Annotated in this window: 15 protein-coding genes; 11 read left to right on the top strand and 4 right to left on the bottom strand. The window is 57.2% G+C overall.

Annotated elements, in window-relative coordinates; translation table 11 throughout:
* Positions 1 to 247: 247 nt before the first annotated feature.
* Together BLT77_RS11900 and BLT77_RS11905 are read right to left on the bottom strand one after the other, a co-directional pair.
* A complete protein-coding gene (locus BLT77_RS11900) occupies positions 248 to 859 on the bottom strand; it encodes a GNAT family N-acetyltransferase (protein ID WP_090365488.1) in 612 nt (203 codons plus the stop codon).
* A gap of 239 nt (positions 860 to 1,098) precedes the next feature.
* Positions 1,099 to 2,583 carry a methyl-accepting chemotaxis protein gene (locus BLT77_RS11905; RefSeq protein ID WP_090365489.1) on the bottom strand — a complete coding sequence of 495 codons (1,485 nt, stop codon included), beginning with the start codon at positions 2,581 to 2,583 and terminating at the stop codon, positions 1,099 to 1,101.
* A gap of 131 nt (positions 2,584 to 2,714) precedes the next feature.
* Between BLT77_RS11905 and BLT77_RS11910 the strand changes: the two genes are divergently transcribed.
* The 7 genes from BLT77_RS11910 (at position 2,715) to BLT77_RS11940 (ending at position 9,072) form a co-directional block, all read left to right on the top strand.
* On the top strand, positions 2,715 to 3,659 hold the full coding sequence (locus BLT77_RS11910; protein WP_090365490.1) for an NAD(P)H-quinone oxidoreductase: 945 nt from the start codon (positions 2,715 to 2,717) through the stop codon (positions 3,657 to 3,659).
* 112 nt (positions 3,660 to 3,771) lie between these two features.
* Positions 3,772 to 4,755, top strand: a complete 984-nt coding sequence (pheS, locus tag BLT77_RS11915) for a phenylalanine--tRNA ligase subunit alpha (protein WP_090365491.1) — start codon at positions 3,772 to 3,774, stop codon at positions 4,753 to 4,755.
* Positions 4,756 to 4,765: 10 nt separating this feature from the next.
* Positions 4,766 to 7,153, top strand: a complete 2,388-nt coding sequence (gene pheT / locus BLT77_RS11920) for a phenylalanine--tRNA ligase subunit beta (RefSeq protein WP_090365492.1) — start codon at positions 4,766 to 4,768, stop codon at positions 7,151 to 7,153.
* A 4-nt stretch (positions 7,154 to 7,157) separates the two neighbouring features.
* Positions 7,158 to 7,463, top strand: a complete 306-nt coding sequence (locus tag BLT77_RS11925; RefSeq protein WP_090365493.1) for an integration host factor subunit alpha — start codon at positions 7,158 to 7,160, stop codon at positions 7,461 to 7,463.
* A gap of 95 nt (positions 7,464 to 7,558) precedes the next feature.
* Positions 7,559 to 8,272 carry an SGNH/GDSL hydrolase family protein gene (locus tag BLT77_RS11930; protein WP_090365494.1) on the top strand — a complete coding sequence of 238 codons (714 nt, stop codon included), beginning with the start codon at positions 7,559 to 7,561 and terminating at the stop codon, positions 8,270 to 8,272.
* Between the two features lie 3 nt (positions 8,273 to 8,275).
* Positions 8,276 to 8,623, top strand: a complete 348-nt coding sequence (locus tag BLT77_RS11935) for a VOC family protein (RefSeq protein ID WP_090365495.1) — start codon at positions 8,276 to 8,278, stop codon at positions 8,621 to 8,623.
* The gene (locus tag BLT77_RS11940) at positions 8,620 to 9,072 is read left to right on the top strand and encodes a hypothetical protein (RefSeq protein ID WP_090365496.1); all 453 of its coding nucleotides are present in this window, start codon (positions 8,620 to 8,622) and stop codon (positions 9,070 to 9,072) included. The genes BLT77_RS11935 and BLT77_RS11940 overlap by 4 nt, the downstream gene beginning before the upstream one ends.
* On the opposite strand, the gene BLT77_RS11945 is transcribed toward BLT77_RS11940, so the two are convergent.
* Positions 9,069 to 10,838 (bottom strand): sensor domain-containing diguanylate cyclase, encoded by a 1,770-nt coding sequence (locus tag BLT77_RS11945; protein WP_176819301.1) that lies wholly within the window; start codon positions 10,836 to 10,838, stop codon positions 9,069 to 9,071. The two genes, BLT77_RS11940 and BLT77_RS11945, sit on opposite strands and share 4 nt — an antisense overlap.
* Positions 10,839 to 11,016: 178 nt before the next feature.
* Here BLT77_RS11945 and BLT77_RS11950 point away from each other — a divergent pair, with 178 nt between their 5' ends.
* Positions 11,017 to 11,493: a GNAT family N-acetyltransferase gene (locus tag BLT77_RS11950; protein ID WP_090365498.1), complete on the top strand. Its 477-nt coding sequence runs from the start codon at positions 11,017 to 11,019 to the stop codon at positions 11,491 to 11,493.
* 10 nt (positions 11,494 to 11,503) lie between these two features.
* Here the strand turns inward: BLT77_RS11950 and BLT77_RS11955 are convergent, their stop codons facing one another.
* Positions 11,504 to 11,935, bottom strand: a complete 432-nt coding sequence (locus BLT77_RS11955) for a nucleotide triphosphate diphosphatase NUDT15 (protein ID WP_090365499.1) — start codon at positions 11,933 to 11,935, stop codon at positions 11,504 to 11,506.
* Positions 11,936 to 12,064: 129 nt separating this feature from the next.
* Between BLT77_RS11955 and BLT77_RS11960 the strand changes: the two genes are divergently transcribed.
* The 3 genes from BLT77_RS11960 (at position 12,065) to lpxM (BLT77_RS11970) (ending at position 14,759) form a co-directional block, all read left to right on the top strand.
* Positions 12,065 to 12,490, top strand: coding sequence for an OsmC family protein (locus BLT77_RS11960; RefSeq protein WP_090365500.1), 426 nt, complete (start codon positions 12,065 to 12,067; stop codon positions 12,488 to 12,490).
* Positions 12,491 to 12,691: 201 nt separating this feature from the next.
* A complete protein-coding gene (gene lpxM / locus BLT77_RS11965; protein ID WP_090365501.1) occupies positions 12,692 to 13,648 on the top strand; it encodes a lauroyl-Kdo(2)-lipid IV(A) myristoyltransferase in 957 nt (318 codons plus the stop codon).
* A 163-nt stretch (positions 13,649 to 13,811) separates the two neighbouring features.
* Entirely contained in the window at positions 13,812 to 14,759 is a 948-nt protein-coding gene (lpxM, locus tag BLT77_RS11970; protein WP_090365502.1) for a lauroyl-Kdo(2)-lipid IV(A) myristoyltransferase, read from the top strand.
* The last annotated feature ends 195 nt before the right edge of the window (positions 14,760 to 14,954 follow it).

Consider the following 14,954-nt stretch of genomic DNA (forward strand, 5'->3'; position numbering starts at 1 on the left):
TTTTTAAAGCCACTGGACCCTCGCGTTCGCAAGGGCGACGGGTGAGGGTGGTCGAGCCTGCGGAGTGCGGGTAACACCCAGCGTCAACTGACCTTCCGTCGTGCCCGCGGACGCGGGTACCCAGCGTCTTTGATTTTGTCATTCTTGCGCAGGCGACACGGTTTGGGTGGGGTAGTAGCGGCCGTGGTGCTGGTCGCAGAAGAGTGCGTGACAGGTTGGGAGCGGTAACCGAACGGCGGCTTGTGGTTTACACCACCTGGTGCATGGCACCAATGGAGGTCTGGTAGCTGACGCTGTTAGCCTGAGTGGGCTCCTGGCTGATGTCCAGGGTGACAGTGAATTCCCCTTCGTCGTACAGCATCTCGCAAGGATAGCCTTGGTTTTTCAGCAGCCTGAGCATTGGATGGTTTTCGCTGTGTACCAGTGCGATAACCTGATCCACCCCCCACCGGTGGCCGGTTTTAAACAGCTCGGACACCAAAACGCTACCGATGCCACGATTCTGACAATCATCCACCACCAGGCAGGAGAGTTCTGCCACCTTGGATTGAGCGGTGGCGCGAATCAGACGACCGGCTGCCACCATGCGTTGCTCGGGACCCAGAGTAACAACGAAAGCCAGTTGCAGGGCGAAGTCCACGGTCGTGTAGCGGGCAATGTCTTCCAGTGATGGGGCATCGATCACACGGAAGAACCGCATGTACAGGGTGCGGGGAGACAGCGTGGGGTAGATATCCAGCATCTGATACTTGTCATCGGGCCGAATGGCACGCAGCGCCACTTCGGTGCCCGAGTGGGTTTGCAGGAGCGTGTGATAGCGGCTTGCTTCATCTGCGCTAAGGGCAGCCGGGGTCAGCATCGTATCTGATCTTCCTACGTCAGTGGGGCCAATAGGAGGCGCGGAGGAGAGAACCGCTGGCCTCACATTGTACAAAGGTCATACCTTTGTCTGATTTACCGCCAGTTTACCAGCTTCAACATGGGAAAGGATAGGGGGGCAGTGGTCTGTTCTCTAGCCACAATGGTGAAAAAGATCGCAAAAATGAATCAGCCTCGTCGATGACGAGGCTGATTGGGCACGGATTTATCGGCGGGGTTTTAGGTGCGCAGGCCTGACAAGCGTTGTTTAAGGTCGTCGGCGGTGCGGGTCAGCTCATTGCAGCCGGCCGTTGACTCCTGGGCGGCCATCTCCACTTCATGGGACTGGTTGCGAACCTGAGTCAGGTTGGCGGCGATCTCGTTGGCGACCGCGGTCTGCTGCTCGGCGGCAGTGGCGATCTGGGCACTCATGCTGTTGACCCGATCCGAATGCTCGGTGATCTTCTGCAGATCTTCGCCGGTCTGGCTGATGAGGTTGCGACCGGACTCTGCCATGGTCACGGTACTGGCCATCACCTGCTCCAGGCTCTGGGTGCCGGTTTGCAGCTCTTCGATCATCTTCTGAATCTCGACGGTGGCGTCCTGGGTACGGGCGGCCAGGGTACGAACCTCATCGGCAACAACTGCAAAGCCCCGGCCCTGTTCACCGGCCCGGGCCGCTTCGATGGCGGCGTTCAATGCCAGCAGGTTGGTCTGCTCGGAGATGCCGTTAATGGTGGTCACCACCTCATCAATCTTGGCGGCGTTACTGTGCACCTGGTTGACGGCGGCGGAGGCGTTGTGTACATCGCTGACCAGAGCCTCGATGGCGGACACGGTATCCTGGATGTTTTTATGACCATGCTGAGACTGCTCGTTGGCCTGGCGGGTTTCCTCGGCGGTGTGCTCGGCATGGGTGGCCACCTCCTTCACGGTGGCAGTCATCTCTTCCATGGCCGAGGCCAGGCTGTCCAGGTGTTCACGCTGGCCAATGGCCATGTCGTTAGAGGCCTGGCTCTGTTTCAGTACCTGGTGGGCCGATGTGTTGATGTCATCGGAGGTCACCCGCAGGGAATTAACCACATTGCGGCGCGTGGCTATCAAGGCGTCGATGGAGTTGGCCAGGGGACGGAAATCGTCACGGCCGGGGGCAAAGTCCAGACGTACGGTCAGATCGTTGGCACAGGCTTTGGCCATGACTTCGCGCATAAAGTCCATGGTTCCGATCACAAAGCGTCGGACAGCCACAGCCCAGGAGGTGCAGAAGGTTGCCACAAAAATGATCAGAATCAGCGGCAACTTGAAGATGCGGGTCAGCTCATCATTGACGCTGAAGCTGTCGTTGACCACCACCATCTGCTCGGAACCGATCAATGCGGCGGCACGCACGGTGTCGCCGTTAACCAGGGGTTTGCCTGCCCGGGCCGCTTGTGCCAGTGTGTAGTCACTGCTTTGCGCCATCAGCCTGACATCACCGAGATTTGATAGCGCCTGTTGACGTGTATCGGCGGGTAATGCAGACAGAACCTTGGCCAGATGTTCGGCTTGCAGAACCTGCTCCTGCTGGTGGGCGTGTACCAGTTCGGCTTCAACGGAGTTAAGTACCGCACCGGCGATCAACAGAAAGCCCAATAGCGGGAACACCGCCAACATGGCGAACTTTGCGCGAAGGGAGAGGCTGATCAGTAGACGATCCAGCCAGCCAAGGGTAATAGAGTCAGACATGTATGCTCTCAAAAGCAGTAATTACAACAACTTCCAAATGATATCGAACCCTGGCTCATTCCCTTTAGGGATTCCGGTGGGTTTGGTGATGTGAATCACAAATATTCCTCATTCATGATCGGGAATCGGTAATGAAAGCGATAACCATTGACCCGCAAGACCATTTAATCATCACAGAATCTCCGTCAATGGTTGCCCCCCCGCATTGGCCACGGATTCGGGTAAAAGCCAGCGGCGTCAATCGTGCCGATCTGTTGCAGCGAGCCGGTCGATACCCCCCTCCCGCCGGGGCCAGCGAGATCCTCGGCCTGGAAGTGGCGGGAGAGATCGCCTGTGACTGCGGTCCATGGCGTTGTGGTCAGCGGGTGATGGCGCTGTTGGATGGCGGAGGTTACGCGTCCGAGGTGCGTGTGCCGCCAGGCCAGGTAATGGCGTTGGCGGACAACCTTAGCTTTGAACAGGGGGCGGCCATACCGGAAGCGTTTCTGACCGCCTATCAGGCGTTGTTTGCCTTGGCGGGGCTGCGTGCCGGAGAGACGGTGCTGATTCATGCCGGCGCCTCCGGAGTGGGCAGCGCGGCCATTCAACTGGCCCATTATGCCGATGCCCGGGTGGTGGTGACCTGTTCCAGTGAGGCTAAGGCGGAGTACTGCCGTCAATTGGGGGCGCACCTGGCCATAAATTACCGCAGCGGCCCCTGGGCAGAGACCTGCCCCGGTGTCGATGTGGTACTGGATGTGGTGGGCGGCGATTACCTCAAGGGCAACCTCAAGGTAATGAATTGCGACGCCAGATTGGTGACGCTGTCGATGCTCGGTGGTCGCTACGGTGAATTGGATTTTGCCCAGTTACTGAGTAAGCGCATCACCATGATGGGGTCAACGCTGAGAAACCGAAGTGAAGCGTATAAATCTAGTCTTATCAGTAATTTTGAAGCCGAGTTTGGTGCTGCGTTGGCGGAGGGCGAGGTGAGGGCAACCGTGGACACCGTCTACCCCTGGGAGCAGGTGGAAACGGCTCACCGGCGAATGGCAAACAATCAAAATTGCGGAAAACTGGTGTTAAGCCTCGAATAGTACCGTTTTGCCGATAAATAGCGGTTTAGCTTGGGTCGACAATGCAGTACAATTTACCGTTTTCACGGAAACTCTCCCCCCTTTTCGCGGTTGGTACAGAGAAAAAACAATCATGCAGCAATTAGCAGAAATTGTCGCTAAAGGTTTGGCTGCGGTAGACGCCGCCAGCGACCTGAAAGCGCTTGACGAAATCCGGGTACAATTCCTGGGCAAGAAGGGCGAAATTACCGCTCTGATGAAATCACTGGGCTCTCTGTCCGCAGAGGAGCGCCCCAAGGCGGGCCAGGCGATCAACGAAGGCAAACAGCAGGTGCAACGTGCCCTGCATGCCCGTATCGAATCCCTGCAAACCGAAGCGCTGAACGCCAAATTGGCGGCAGAGGCCATCGACGTAACTGCGCCGGGCCGTAAACTGGCCGCTGGCGGTCTGCACCCGGTGACTCGTACCATCGAGCGTATTGAACAGTTTTTTGCTGAGATCGGTTTCTCCGTGAGCACCGGTCCGGAGGTGGAAGACAACTTCCACAACTTCGATGCCCTGAATATTCCGGCCCATCACCCGGCTCGAGCCGATCACGACACCTTCTTCTTTAATCCTGAGCTGATGCTGCGTACCCACACCAGTGGCGTACAGATCCGCACCATGGAGAAGCAGCAGCCGCCGATCCGCATCATCTGTCCGGGCCGGGTATACCGGAATGATTACGATCAGACCCATACGCCGATGTTCCACCAGGTGGAAGGTCTGGTTGTGGCTGAAAAGGTCAGCTTTGCCGAACTGAAAGGGGTGCTGCATCAGTTCCTGCGTAACTTCTTTGAAGAAGATCTGCAGGTGCGTTTCCGTCCCTCATACTTCCCCTTTACCGAGCCTTCTGCGGAAGTGGACGTCATGGGTAAAAATGGCAAGTGGCTGGAAGTGCTGGGTTGCGGCATGGTGCACCCGAACGTACTGACCGCGGTTGGCATTGATCCGGAGAAGTACTCCGGCTTTGCCTTTGGTATGGGTGTTGAGCGCCTGACCATGTTGCGCTACGGCGTTAACGACCTGCGTTCGTTCTTCGAGAACGACCTGCGTTTCCTGAAACAGTTCCAGTAAGAGGCCGACAATGAAATTCAGTGAATCCTGGTTGCGTGAGTGGGTAAGCCCTGCCATCTCGACCAACGAGCTTTCCGAGCAGATCTCCATGGCCGGCCTGGAAGTGGACGGCGTAGAAGCAGTAGCCGGTGAATTTTCCGGTGTGGTCGTGGGTGAAGTGGTTGAATGTGGCCAACACCCTGATGCCGACAAGCTGCGGGTGACCAAGGTGAATGTCGGCGGCGATGAGCTGCTGGATATCGTCTGTGGCGCGCCGAACTGCCGTCAGGGCCTGAAAGTGGCTGTTGCCGTAGTGGGCGCTGTCCTGCCGGGTAACTTCAAGATCAAAAAGGCTAAACTCCGTGGTCAGCCGTCACACGGCATGCTGTGCTCCTTCTCTGAGCTGGGCATCGATGTTGAGAGCGATGGCATTCTGGAATTGCCGGCGGATGCCGTTATCGGTACCGATTTCCGTGAATTTTTGAACCTGGATGACAGCATCATCGAGGTTGACTTGACCGCTAACCGGGCCGACTGTTTCGGCCTGTCCGGTCTGGCTCGTGAAGTGGGCGTACTTAATCGTCTGCCGGTCACCGAGCCACAGATAAGCCCGGTAGTCCCCAGCATTGATGATCGCGTGACCATCAAGGTCGAGGCGCCGGAGCAGTGCCCACGTTACCTGGGCCGGGTGATTAAAAACGTCAACGTTAAAGCCCCGACACCACTGTGGATGCAGGAAAAGCTGCGCCGAGGCGGTATCCGCTCCATCGACGCCATCGTCGACATTACCGGTTATGTGATGCTGGAGCTGGGTCAGCCGATGCACGCCTTTGACCTGGACACCCTCAAAGGTGACGTTCAGGTGCGTATGGCCAACAGCGATGACAGCCTGACACTGCTGGATGGCAGCGAGTGTAAGCCAAACAGCGATACCCTGTTGATTGCCGACGACAATGGCCCTCTGGCCTTGGCGGGTATCTTCGGTGGCGAGCACAGCGGTGTGAACGGCGAGACTCAAAATGTGCTGCTGGAGTGTGCCTTCTTTGCGCCGCTGGCGATTCTGGGCCGTTCCCGCGCCTACGGACTGCACACCGATGCTTCTCACCGTTATGAGCGCGGGGTGGATCCTCAGCTTCAGGCTAAGGCGATGGAGCGGGCCACTGAGCTGTTGGTCGAGATTTGTGGTGGTGAAGTCGGTCCGGTTGTGGAAGCCGTGTCTGAACAACACCTGCCTCAGGCTGCGACCATTACCCTGCGCCGCGAGAAGCTGGACAACCTGTTGGGTCACCACATCGGCGATGACGACGTGGCGGAAATTCTGACTCGTCTGGGCTGTGATGTCAGTGTCGTCGACGGTGGCTGGCAGGCCAAAGCGCCAAGCTGGCGTTTTGACATGGCTATCGAGCAAGACCTCATTGAAGAGGTGGCGCGCATCTACGGTTACAACAGCATTCCAAATCTGGCCCCGGTGGCCAAACTGGAGATGCCGGAGCACCGTGAAGCCGATCTGTCTCTGAAACGCGTCCGCTCCCTGTTTGTGGATCGCGGCTATCAGGAAGCGATCACCTACAGCTTCGTGGATCCTAAGCTGCAGGAGCGTCTGCACCCGGGCGTTGAGCCGCTAGTACTGCCAAATCCCATCTCCTCGGAGATGTCGGCCATGCGTCTGTCTCTGTGGACCGGCCTGCTGGGTTCTGTGGCTTACAACCAGGCCCGTCAACAGTCGCGCGTGCGTCTGTTTGAAACCGGTTTGCGCTTTATCCCTGATGAGCAGGCTGAAAACGGCATCCGTCAGGAGGTAATGGTAGCCGGTGCGATCGCCGGTCAGGTGAGTGACGAGCATTGGGAGATGCCCGTTCGTGCCGTTGATTTCTTCGACCTCAAAGGCGACGTTGAAGCGATGCTGTCCCTGACCAACGACGCCGATGCTTTCAGTTTCCGCAGCACCAGCCACCCGGCCCTGCACCCGGGTCAGAGCGCTGAAATTGTAAAAGCGGGTAGGGTTGTGGGCCTGATTGGTGCCATTCACCCTCAGCACGAAAAGAAACTGGGTCTTAACGGCCGTACCCTGGTGTTCGAGATCGAACAAGCGGCGATCGCCGACAGCCAGGTACCCGAAGCCAGCGCCATTTCCAAGTTCACCGCCAGCCGTCGTGACATCGCCATTGTGGTCGATGACGCTATCGGTGCCGGAGATGTAACAAGCTTGATCAAGAAAATTGGCGTAAAACAATTGGTTGGCGTAAACTTATTCGATGTATACCGAGGAAAGGGAATTGAGGAAGGCCAAAAGAGCCTTGCCATCGCCCTGACCTTGCAAGACGTCGAGCGTACGCTGGAAGAACAAGACATCGCCGACGCTGTTGATACCATCGTTGCTTCTCTTGCCAAAGAGTTCAACGCTCAGTTGAGGGACTGATATCATGGCCTTAACCAAAGCCGAAATGGCAGAACACCTGACCGAAACTCTCGGCATTCACAAAAAAGATGCCAAGGATCTGGTAGAGGCGTATTTCGAGGAAATCCGCTTGGCACTGGAAAGTGGCGAACAAGTGAAACTGTCGGGTTTTGGTAACTTCGAACTCAGGGACAAAAATCAACGACCGGGGCGCAACCCAAAGACCGGACAAGACATTCCGATCAGTGCGCGCCGTGTGGTGACCTTTCGTCCAGGGCAAAAGTTGAAAGCCAGAGTCGAAGACTTGGAGTTGGATTTGGCTGACGCCTGATCCGTTCATACCAAAGTTAAAACCCAGCCATGATGGCTGGGTTTTTTTGTATATGATAAAGGGAATAGCGGCTCAAACGTTGAAAGGAATCGATCATGAGGTATCTGTTGGCTACCACGGTGCTGTGGCCACTGTTGCTGTACCAGGGCATTCAGGTACGGCGTAACATTGTGCGTCTGCCGGAGGCCCGGGGCCGCCGTCGCGGTGAACTGGGGCAGGGGCGCCCGTTGAGGATCCTGGTACTGGGGGATTCGGCGGCCGCCGGCGTCGGCGTCGACCAGCAGCAGCGGGCGTTGAGCGGCCAGTTGATGGCGCAACTGCAAGACCAGTATCAGCTGCAGTGGCGGTTGATTGCCCGCAGCGGCCTTACCACCGCCAAGATGCTGCGCTATATGAGTAAACGCCGGGCTGAGCCCTTCGATGTGGTGGTGACCTCTCTGGGAGTCAATGACGTCACTCGAGGGGTGTCCCGCCGCCGTTGGCTGCAACAGCAACAGACCCTGGTGGCGTTGCTTCGGGACAAATACCAGTGCAAGCAGGTGATCGTGTCGGCCATGCCGCCACTGGGACAGTTTCCGGCACTCCCTCAACCGCTGCGCTGGACCTTGGGGCAGCACGCACTGAGTCTGGACAGCAGCCTTAAGCACTGGTTGGCACAGCAATCTGACTGCAACCGCATCGAATTTTCCCAGGCGCTCCGGTCTGAGGTGATGGCCGCCGATGGCTTTCACCCCGGAGCGCCGGTGTATCAACACTGGGCGGATCTCGTGGCCGCCTGCATTCGCAGCCGATGGCTGATACAGGAGTGACCGGTGGCAGAAACCATCAACTACATCGAGTTTGCCAGTACCGATCTGGCGGCCAGCAAAGGCTTCTTTGAGGCGGCGTTTGGTTGGCCGTTTCAGGATTACGGCCCGGATTACAGCGCCTTCACAACCCCTGAGCTCAGTGGCGGCCTGTTTCATAACCCCAAGGTGGCGACCACCTCGGATGGGGCGCCGCTGCTGGTCCTGCACAGCAGCGATCTCGGGGCCAGCCTGGATCGGGTGCGGGCCGCCGGCGGTCGGATAGTGCGGCCAATCTTCGAGTTTCCCGGAGGTCGCCGGTTCCACTTTGTCGAGCCTGGTGGCAATGAACTGGCGATCTGGAGTGAGTCATGAGGTGCCTGGTTGGGGTCTTGTTGCTGGGCCTGTGGGGCTGTCAGAGCAGTTCGGAGCAGGATTGTCAGCCCACCCCATCATCACTGCACCAGATTGAGGGAGAACAGGTTCAGGTGCCCTCCAAGGGCTATGTGCAGGTGTTGGCCGCTCGAGGTGATCTCAATGGGGATGGCAATGCCGACCTGGTGGACATCGTGCGTTTCGACGGCGGTGGCAGCGGCAGTTTCTATTACCTGTCGGCCAACCTGGCTCAAGGGTGTGACTGGCAGCCGCAGGAATCGGTGTTTCTTGGCGACCGAATTGGCCTGGACGGGCTAAGTGTGATCGCCGCCGAGGTGCGGGTCTCAATGCGGGTACGTGGTGACGCTGAGCCGATGGCAACCCCGGCTCACATCGCAGTCGAGCGCCGTTTCCGGCTAACGGAGCTGGGGCTGGCGGCGGTGGATTAGGCCAGAGTTTGTACCTGGTTGCCGCCGGCAGACTTGGCCTGTTTCAGTGCCAGGTTAATGCGGTTCAGGGTCTGGTGCAGAGTAAAGCCGGGGCGATGACAGCTGACCCCCAGGCTGGCGGAGCAGTGCTCACCGTGGGTAAAGTGGGTCTGACCAATCATGGCGTACAACTTGATGGCGGCCACTTTGGCCTCTTGCAGTTCGGTGTCCGGCAGGATCACCATAAAGGTGCCCCCTTGCCAGCGGCCGACGACATCGGTGCGGCGGGTGTGGGTTGCCAGTAGCTGGGCGATCTCCGCCACCACTTCATCACCGACCAGGCGGCCGTGACGCTCGTTGATATTTCTCAGGTAGTCGATGTCGACCAGAATCAGTGAAAACTGGCTGTGAGAACGCTGGGAGTGGGTCAGTTCCTGGGCCAGCAGGCTGTCCATTTGATAGCGGTTAGGCAACTGGGTCAGCTTGTCAATGACCGTCACTTCCTGCAACTCCTCACTGGTCTGCTGCAACTCTTCGGTGACGGCGTCGACAAAGTGCACCAGCCTCTCAATGATGCGAATGTGCTGATTGGCGTAAGGATCGTCCATCGCCTCGTCGGTGATGGGCGGCTCGGCCTGCAGCGCCGGCTGGCTGTGATTGGTTTTGCCTCCCTCCCTCATGCCGATGGCCACCATGGTGGAGTTGAGGAATTCCACCTGGCCGTGGTCGGCAAAAAATTCGCCATAGGTATAGAAACCAAAGGTGGGTGCTATGGTTTGAAACGGCAGCGTTTCCAGTTCGACGTCATCCTGCATCAGAAAACGGCGACAAATGCAGCTGTAGAGAAACACCGCCTGCGGGCCAAACTGAGCCATGGTGCGGTGTACCTGATGGGCATCACGAATGATCAATTTAGGATCGCCGTAGCCCAGCCTTAGCTTTTCACCCTGACGAATGTCGGCGACGAATTCGATGGAGCGATCCCGGGCGACACCGACCGGTACCCGGGCGATGAGTTGCTGGTCGCGCTCAATCATCAGCGGGAACTCCAGTGAGTTCAGGAAAAAATTATCGTCGTTGGCGATGTTCAGGTAGCGGGAAAACACCTCAAAGGCCGGGCGGTTGTCAATCAGCTTCAGGGAGCGGTTTTTGACCTCGGTGGCGGTCATGGTTTTGCTCAAAGGTCGCCACCCCAGATAGGTGTGGCAACTCAGGTGCAGATCCCGGCCACAAAACACCACGGCGACGACCCCACTCTCCAGGCAGCGGCTCTGGTGCATCAACAGCGATTGGCTCATGGTGCCGTAGTCCGCGGCGCCACCACCAAAAACCGGGAATGGCAGCGGGGTGCGGTTTAGCTCGGCCAACAGGTCGTTGGCATCCATGGAGATGGAGGTCGCTAGTAGCAGCACCCCGGCCACGTGTTCAAACTGATCCAGTTGACTGCGCAACTGACGGCCGATGCCTTGTTCTTCGCCCCTTTGACAGGGCAGGCTGAGGCTGTGTACGTCGCTGTGCTCGAACAGGGTGAATCCGACCACGGTGTTTCCGGTCAGGGTTCGGCCATGCTGAATCTCGCCGGTGGTGGACGCACCGACCAGCTGGGCATTAGGAAAGCGTTCGATAAGGGCGGTGGCGATGTCTCGGCACCAGGAGTTGTCCTGGTTGGCACTGTACAGCTGAATCAGCATGGCATGGGCCGAATCGGCGGCCTGGTGCAGTTCCGGCGCATTAAGCAGTGCCGTCAGTGCTTGATTGTCCTCAAGGGCGTAGGAAAGCTGTTTCATCCGTGAGTCTGTGCACCTGTGGTAGTCATTGTCTGATCCGCCCAGGGGTGAATCCGGCTCATTTGCTGTAGGTCTCATTGTCATTCTTGCAAATTTGCCAACTGAATAGAATGGATGGTAAGTAAAGAACGGGAACTTTATTCTATTTTGTGAGCTTCACTCAGATTAGGGCAGGGCCATGAAAATTCGCAAGATTTTACCGCAAGATGACCAGCTGATTGCTGAAATAATACGAGAGGTGCTGACGGAGTTTGGCGCCAATCGCCCCGGGTTTGCCTGGCAGGATCCTGAGCTGGATCGCCTGAGCGAGGTGTACACCGACCGGCGATGTGGTTATTGGGTGGCGGAGCTGGAGGGGGAGATTGTCGGCGGTGTCGGGATCGCGCCGTTTGAGTGTCACTGGCCCTCAACCTGTGAGCTGCAAAAGATGTATCTGAAACCCGGTTGCCGTGGCAAAGGGGTGGGGCAGGCGCTGTTGGCGCAGGCGTTGGCGTTTGCCGAAGAGGCGGGCTTCCATCACTGTTATCTGGAGACCTTTGGCCCCATGACCCAGGCCCAGAACCTGTATCGTCGTCACGGTTTTGAGGCGTTGGACGGCCCCTGGGGCAACAGCGGCCACAGCAGTTGTGATTGCTGGATGATGAAAGCCTTGTAGGGCGGACTGGTCAGCGTTCGCTCTGGGACAGGTAGTGGTTGCCGGAAAGGTAGCAGGCGATGCTCTGCTCACTGGCATCAAAATGGGGTTGTGGCAGTCGGGTCGGGTCGACCCATTGCCAACCTTCACACTTGTCCGGCTCGCAGTTTACCGGGGTGTCACCGCCGTGGGGAGCAACCAGTACCACTGATACAAAATGTTGCCCCTCCTCACGGTAGGTGCGCAGGTTGTTGGTGATGGCAATCACCTGCGGATTCGAAATTGTCAGGCCAGTTTCTTCCTTAACCTCGCGAATCGCTGTTTGCTCAAAGGTTTCCCCCAGTTCCAGGTGGCCTCCGGGGATGGAGTAATAGGGGGCGTGACTGCCCTTACGTTTACCAACTAGAATTTTACCATCGTCTCGATGGATGATGACGCCAATGCCGACCTTAGGATGTGTCATGAGGTTACTTCAGGTGATCCGGGCCACAAAGGATCACCCACGGTGGCGATAAAGTCAAAGTCAGACTTGCACCCGTCCCGGGCTTGGCATAGCATCATTAAGTTTTTTCTAATGTAAGGGTTTGTAGCCATGGCTGACAAGATTTATCACGTGCGTTCCTCTATGACAGAGGGTTGGAAGGTAACGGCTCAGGTTCGAGACCATACTCTGGTCATCGACCAGCCCAGCGGTGGTAACGAGGGCGCGAATCCACTGGAAACCTTTTTGTTCTCACTGGCCGGGTGCATCTCCACCATTGCCAAGATGGTGGCGCGGGAAGAGAAGTTTGAATTGCGTGGCATCGAGGTGGACGTAAAGGCGGTACTTAACCCTGCGGGTCTGGTCGGAAAAGAGAGCGATGACCCCATTGGGTTTAAGTCGTTTGAAGTGGTGGCAGACATTGATGCCGATCTCAGTGACGAGCAGAAGCAGCAATTCCTGGATAAGACCTGCCACCGTTGCCCAATCCACGACAATCTGCTGCGGGCGACACTGGTGGAACATCGACCTGCCTAATTGACCTCCATCAATTGACTTAAGGATTTCTACATTTGCTAGACGCTTAAAGCTAAAGGACTCTGTTATAATTCGTCGTCCGATTTAAAGTCGATAAAGGGCCGGTTCAGTGAACCTGTGGTTCACTGATCACTTTGGCCCGGTGACCGCCCCGAACCTTAGGATTGGGGCGGTCGAGTAACAGGACAGGCGAGAAACTGAGTGACCAGCGCAAAACATCCCACCGATTTTCAACACCGCCCGCGTTTCGGCTGGCGATTCCTTCATCCCCGCTATTTGGGCGTCTGGCTGTTTGTGGCCATCGCCGCCGTATTGGCGCTATTTCCCTACCGGGTTCGTGACGCCGTCGGAGGCAGCATTGGTTACCTGTTTGGCCGTGGTCTGCCCAAAACCCGCCATCGTGCCGAGGTGAATCTGAAACTGTGTTTCCCTCAATGGGATCAGGCTCAGCGGGATCGGGTATTGGACCAGATGTATCGCCACATCGGTATGTCACTGATGGCCAGTGCCACCTTGTTGGTGCGCAGTGAGCGCTATCTGCAGAACCATGTGGAGTTGATTGGCGAAGAGCACCTGATGCCCTATCTGGAGAGTGGGCAGCCGGTGATTTTTATGGTTCCCCACACCTGGTTTATCGATTTTCCCGGCGTGTTGCTGGCGTCTCGGGGCTACCCCATGACCACCATGGTCAATCCACAGAAGAACGAGCTGGTGGACTACCTGATGCAAAAGTGCCGCAGTCGTTACGGTGGCAAGCTCTTCGGGCGGGGCGCGGGAATTAAACGATTGCTGGATGCCATTCGCGAAGGTCACAGTGCTTACTATCTGCCGGATCAGGATCATGGCATGAAGCGCAGCCAGTACGTGCCGTTCTTCGCTACCCATAAGGCCACTTTGCCCGGTCTGGGCAAGATGGTGGATGCGACCGGTGCCGTGGTGATTCCGATGGTGGCCAGTTATGATGCCCGTCGCGGTAAATTCCAGGGGATCATTCGACCGGCCATGACCGATCTTCCCTCCGGTGACGCCGCCTACGATGCTCGCCGAATGAATGAAGAGATCGAAGCGTTGATCACCCCGAGACCCGAACAATACATGTGGATTCTCAAGGTGTTGAAAAGCCGTCCTGCCGGTGAGCCGGATCCTTACCGACGCTGATATCGGCTGCCATCCCATCGACATCGCGATGTGATACGGGTTCTAAGTGGACAAACAACCATCATCCTGTCTTTCAACGGCTTCCGCCGACGGCTTAATCGTTGTGAGTCAGTCGGGGTTCAGGTAAGGTGAACGCGGTTACACGGACAGCGATCGCGGTAAAATGTCAACGACTCTTTCTTCAAATCAGCCTTACGAGGTTGAATTTTCAGCTCGAATGTTAGCGCCCAGGTACTGGCCCTCCTGGCTGGCGGTGGCGCTGATGTGCCTGTTTGCCTTTGTACCTCATGCGGTGCGCCACTGGCTGGCAAAGGGGCTGACGCCGGTCGTAAAACCATTCTGCAAAAAGCCAATTCGTATCGCACGCGTGAACTTGAAGGCCTGCTTCCCACAGATGAGTGAAGCGGAAACCGTGCGCATCATCGACAACATGATCTACAGCTTTGTGTCTGTTGGAATGGGCATGGGAATCCTTGCGTTTCGTTCTCGTAAGGTGCTTGAGAAGCGAATTCAGATTCAGGGGCTGGAGCATATTGAGGCGGCACGAGCTGCCGGTAAACCCATCGTCTTTCTAGTGCCACACCTGTGGGGAATCGAGTACGCCGGTGCCCGTTTGTCCAGTTGGGGACTGCCAATGATGGGAATGGTGAAACACCACCGTAATCCGGTGTTTAACTGGTTCAGTTGCCGGCAGCGCTGTCGTTTTGGCGGTACCGTGTATCATCGAGATGCCGGCTTGCGCACCCTGGTGCAGGGGCTGCGTCGCGGTGAGAGTTTTTTCTACCTGCCGGATCAAGACCACGGTGCGGCCAAGAGTATTTTTGCCGACTTTTTTGCTACCTCGAAGGCCACACTGCCGGTAATCGGCCGACTGGCCAACTGCGGCGGGGCCGAAGTTCTGCCGTTGACCGTAGGGATCGATCAGCGTCGCGGCCAGATGACGGTGGAGGTGTTTGAAGCACTGGATCTGACTCAGATATGCTGTAAGGAAGAGGAGGCGGCGCTGTTAAACCAGCAGCTGGAGCGCCTCATCGCTTGCCATCCGGAACAGTACATGTGGTTCCTGAAGGTATTAAAAACCCGTCCTGAAGGGGAAGCCCGTTGGTACTAGCCTGGTAGCCCTCCTTGCTCCAAACCTAAAACCAAGCCATCGGGCCCTTGTGTTCTTATCACCCCTCAGTCGTGCCCGCGGAGTGCGGGTAACACCAAGCGTCCAATGACCTCCTGTCGTGCTCGTGCATGCGGGTAACACCAAGCGTCAAATGACCTTCTGTCGTGCCCGCGTACGCGGGTACCCAGTGTCTTT

This window comes from Ferrimonas sediminum, assembly GCF_900100175.1.
Taxonomy (GTDB): Bacteria; Pseudomonadota; Gammaproteobacteria; order Enterobacterales; family Shewanellaceae; genus Ferrimonas; species Ferrimonas sediminum.

Bases quoted from the DNA above. Each gene is read 5' to 3' on its own strand.
- lpxM (WP_090365502.1), top strand. From the start codon at position 13,812: ATGTCAACGACTCTTTCTTCAAATCAGCCTTACGAGGTTGAATTTTCA.
- BLT77_RS11950 (WP_090365498.1), top strand. From the start codon at position 11,017: ATGAAAATTCGCAAGATTTTACCGCAAGATGACCAGCTGATTGCTGAA.
- BLT77_RS11955 (WP_090365499.1), bottom strand. From the start codon at position 11,935: ATGACACATCCTAAGGTCGGCATTGGCGTCATCATCCATCGAGACGAT.
- BLT77_RS11945 (WP_176819301.1), bottom strand. From the start codon at position 10,838: ATGAAACAGCTTTCCTACGCCCTTGAGGACAATCAAGCACTGACGGCA.
- BLT77_RS11925 (WP_090365493.1), top strand. From the start codon at position 7,158: ATGGCCTTAACCAAAGCCGAAATGGCAGAACACCTGACCGAAACTCTC.
- BLT77_RS11940 (WP_090365496.1), top strand. From the start codon at position 8,620: ATGAGGTGCCTGGTTGGGGTCTTGTTGCTGGGCCTGTGGGGCTGTCAG.
- BLT77_RS11910 (WP_090365490.1), top strand. From the start codon at position 2,715: ATGAAAGCGATAACCATTGACCCGCAAGACCATTTAATCATCACAGAA.
- BLT77_RS11900 (WP_090365488.1), bottom strand. From the start codon at position 859: ATGCTGACCCCGGCTGCCCTTAGCGCAGATGAAGCAAGCCGCTATCAC.
- pheS (WP_090365491.1), top strand. From the start codon at position 3,772: ATGCAGCAATTAGCAGAAATTGTCGCTAAAGGTTTGGCTGCGGTAGAC.
- BLT77_RS11960 (WP_090365500.1), top strand. From the start codon at position 12,065: ATGGCTGACAAGATTTATCACGTGCGTTCCTCTATGACAGAGGGTTGG.
- BLT77_RS11905 (WP_090365489.1), bottom strand. From the start codon at position 2,583: ATGTCTGACTCTATTACCCTTGGCTGGCTGGATCGTCTACTGATCAGC.
- pheT (WP_090365492.1), top strand. From the start codon at position 4,766: ATGAAATTCAGTGAATCCTGGTTGCGTGAGTGGGTAAGCCCTGCCATC.
- BLT77_RS11930 (WP_090365494.1), top strand. From the start codon at position 7,559: ATGAGGTATCTGTTGGCTACCACGGTGCTGTGGCCACTGTTGCTGTAC.